At 67.5% G+C, this 3,242-nt stretch carries 4 protein-coding genes; 3 read left to right on the top strand and 1 reads right to left on the bottom strand.

The window, feature by feature from the left end:
• The first annotated feature begins 840 nt into the window (after positions 1-840).
• Entirely contained in the window at positions 841-1,353 is a 513-nt protein-coding gene (locus HOV91_RS38765; RefSeq protein ID WP_174190142.1) for a DUF2231 domain-containing protein, read from the top strand.
• Positions 1,354-1,362: 9 nt separating this feature from the next.
• Complete coding sequence (locus tag HOV91_RS38760; RefSeq protein WP_174190141.1) at positions 1,363-1,776, top strand: hypothetical protein; 414 nt, start codon at positions 1,363-1,365, stop codon at positions 1,774-1,776.
• 70 nt (positions 1,777-1,846) lie between these two features.
• On the opposite strand, the gene lexA is transcribed toward HOV91_RS38760, so the two are convergent.
• Positions 1,847-2,575 carry a transcriptional repressor LexA gene (gene lexA, locus HOV91_RS38755; RefSeq protein WP_174190140.1) on the bottom strand — a complete coding sequence of 243 codons (729 nt, stop codon included), beginning with the start codon at positions 2,573-2,575 and terminating at the stop codon, positions 1,847-1,849.
• Positions 2,576-2,852: 277 nt separating this feature from the next.
• On the opposite strand from lexA, the gene HOV91_RS38750 reads away from it, so the two are divergent.
• Positions 2,853-3,242, top strand: a 390-nt coding sequence (locus tag HOV91_RS38750) for a hypothetical protein (RefSeq protein ID WP_174190139.1), incomplete at its 3' end; no start/stop codon positions are given.

Below are 3,242 nucleotides of genomic sequence, written 5' to 3'. Positions count from 1 at the left end.
GAGACAGGGGGGCGGCTGTGCGGGCGGCTGGACGATGCCCAAACGAACGCTCTGGCGGCGGGGACGGTGCGTCAGCTGGAGGTCACCAACCGGCGACTCGCATCGCGGCCGAGCCCGGCGAAAAGCTGATCAGCGCTGCGGGAGTCGTGCGGAATCGAACGGTACGGAGTTGATTCCGCAGGCTCGCCGACGTTTTTCGGCGGCCCTGGTGCGGAGTATGATGTATATGGCTGTCGAGCCCGACTTCGAGGAGCGACACGTGGATTCGCCGATGATTGCCCGGGCGAAAATTCATTGCCACCCAGAAATTGTTCCGGGTGATTCTCACGGTGTGCCGGCGCGTTCCCTCGCCGCCGTGCCCGATGGGCCGATTCACGTATCGGACTCTGCCCGAGGGGAGGTGAACTACCGTGATGGATCAGATGATGGGGATGGCACGCGACTGGTGGAATCGCATGTTCCCCGGCATGCCGATGCCGATGTTGATGTGGCCCGCCACGTAGCAGGGAAGAGCGAATTCGCTCGAGGTGTGCCGGTGTTTCGGTTCCCCGGCGATCGAAAAGCGGAGCATCGCCCGCATACCCATTCGACGGCCGCAGAATTATTTCCGGGTAGAGGGCGGTCTCTTCGATACGCGGTGTGATGTTCCGCGTGGCGGGTATGCCGCTTTCGTATTCGACCGAAATGAACTCACCATTCACCCACACGGAGAGCGACTGTCCACCGGTCTCTGCGCGGGGTCCATGGCGGACGGGCCGAGCGGCGTCGGCAGGGCCGGGAAGGTCCGGGTTCGGTGGCGGTCGCCCGAGGCAAGGGGATCGACCTCAGTGGAGGTATGCGATGAGCGGAGATCCGCGGCAGGGGAAGAAGCCGGTGAGTGCCTGGCTGGCCGGTCCTTACGGGCATCCGTTCCATCCGATCCTGGTCACCGTGCCGATCGGCGCCTGGGTCGCCAGTGTCGTGTTCGACCTCGCGTCGCGGTTCGTCGATGATCCGGAGTTCCTGGTCCGGGGATCGTCGTGGCTGATCGCGATCGGCGTCCTCGGCGCCTTGGTCGCGGCGACGATCGGGTTCCTCGATCTGCTCGCGATCCCGACCGGTACGCCTGCCTTCCGCACCGGCTTGCTGCACATGACCCTCAACTTGCTGGTGACCCTCGCCTACGCGATCGGCTTCGTGTGGCGGCAGGGCGCCGACGCGCCGGTCGGGGCCGGGCCGCTCGCGTTGTCGGTGGCCGCCCTGGTGGCGTTGGCGATCTCCGGGTATCTCGGCGGCAAGCTCGCCTATCGCTACGGCGTGCGCGTCGCCGACGAGGTCACCCAGGCAGGCGGCTTCACGCACCGAACCCCTTAGGAGGCACACATGGGCATCGCCGCGTTGATCTTCTGGTTGCTCACCGCGGGTGGCGGTTTCTTCCTGCTCGGCACGTGGATCGCCAAGGGCGGTACCCGGCAACCGAATTCGACCCAGCTGCCCGCGCCGGTCGTGTTCGGTCACTTCGCGCTCGCGGTGGCCGGATTGATCCTCTGGATCGTGTATCTCTTCATCGACACCCGATCACTGGCGTGGGTCGCGTTCGTCTTGCTGATCCCGGTCGCACTCCTCGGCTTCGCGATGTTGCTGCGCTGGATCCCCACCTACCGCGCCCGCTCCGCCGGTACGGCCGAACCGCCCGAGGGGCACTTCCCCGTGGCCGTCGTCGCGGGTCACGGCGTATTCGCCGTGACGACCGTGGTGCTGGTGCTCCTGACCGCACTCGGCGTGGGCGGCAGCTGATCACGCGCAGCGACGAGCGACGGCCGCGCGGAGGTGCCGCGCGGCCATCTCGCTATCGTCTCCCCTGCCGTCAGATCTTGCGGATGACCGTGACGACCTTGCCCAAGATCTGCGCGTCGTTGCCGGGGATCGGCTCGAAGACCGGGTTGTGCGGCATCAGCCAGACGTCCTTGCCGGTGCGCTTGAACGTCTTCACCGTCGCCTCGCCCTCGATCATCGCCGCGACGATGTCGCCGTTGTCGGCCACGTTCTGCTGCCGCACGACCACCCAGTCGCCGTCGCAGATCGCCGCGTCGATCATGGACTGGCCCACGACCTTCAGCAGGAACAGCGAACCGTCGCCGACCAGTTCGCGCGGCAGCGGGAAGACGTCCTCCACCGCCTGTTCGGCCAGGATCGGGCCACCGGCGGCGATCCGGCCGAGCACCGGGACGAACGTGGGGACGGGCCGTTCGACGTCGACGGCGACCTCGCCGTCGTCCACCGCGGCCACCGGCAGGCTGGTCACCGACCGCACCACCTCGTCCAGGCCACGGACGTCGACAGCGCGCGGCCGGTTCGGATCGCGGCGCAGATAGCCCTTGCGCTCCAAGGCGCGTAGCTGATGGGCGACCGACGAGGTGGACGTGAGGCCCACGGCGTCGCCGATCTCCCGGATGCTCGGCGGATAGCCGCGCTCGCTCACCGAGGTGCGGATCACCTCCAGCACCTTGCGCTGACGCACGGTGAGATCCGCCCCGGTACCCGCCGCGTCGGCGCCGCCGTCGGTCTCGTCGCCCGTGTCGTCCGTGTGCCTCACCGCAACCGCCCTTTCCTGCCGTGCCAGGCGGTTGGGTGCCCGGCATGTGTCTGCAATGACCTGTCCTGTCTTCGGTTCTTCGAATCTAGTCCGGTCGCGTCGCTTGATCAAACATCTGTTCGACGCATGTCGGGCGTTTCTGCTGACTTTGTCACCGGACCGTGGTAGAAATCGAACACCAGTTCTTCGAACACTTGAGCGAATGGCGAGTGCACAAGTGTTCGAACACGCAGTCCGGCTCGTATGGCGACGGAGCACCCACACGGAGGTTTGTCCGATGCGCACTGCGCTCAGCGATAGCACCCCTTCCATCGATGACACGACCGCCGAACTCGATCGCGGCGTCGCAGGTCTGCATCCGGCACAGGACGATCTCGGATACGAGAGCGCCCGGCTGATGCTGCGCGGCGGTGCGCGCGCACGGGCGCTCACGCCCGCGCACAGGTCCGCGGTCGATCGGCGCCCGCTCGGCGCTCGTCCCGGTGGCGGCACGGTCGATTACGCCAGGGGCGCACGGTCTCTCGCGCGCCGGCGCGCCTGTGGCGAACATCCGATGCGCCGGGTCGAGCAGGCCCAGGTCGGTTTCGCGGCGCTGGCCGTCGCCGCCCTGCTCACCGCGCTCGTGGTGGTCGGGCTCATCGCCTTGGCGCATGTGCGGGCGGGGGAG

This window comes from Nocardia barduliensis (assembly GCF_013315795.1).
Taxonomy (GTDB): domain Bacteria; phylum Actinomycetota; class Actinomycetes; order Mycobacteriales; family Mycobacteriaceae; genus Nocardia; species Nocardia barduliensis.
The sequence above is the reverse complement of the archived record's forward strand: the minus strand, read 5'-3'. Positions and strand labels throughout refer to the sequence as shown.

What these genes read in the sequence shown, in the direction of transcription:
- HOV91_RS38765 (WP_174190142.1), top strand. Translation starts at nt 841, where the DNA reads ATGAGCGGAGATCCGCGGCAGGGGAAGAAGCCGGTGAGTGCCTGGCTG.
- HOV91_RS38760 (WP_174190141.1), top strand. Translation starts at nt 1,363, where the DNA reads ATGGGCATCGCCGCGTTGATCTTCTGGTTGCTCACCGCGGGTGGCGGT.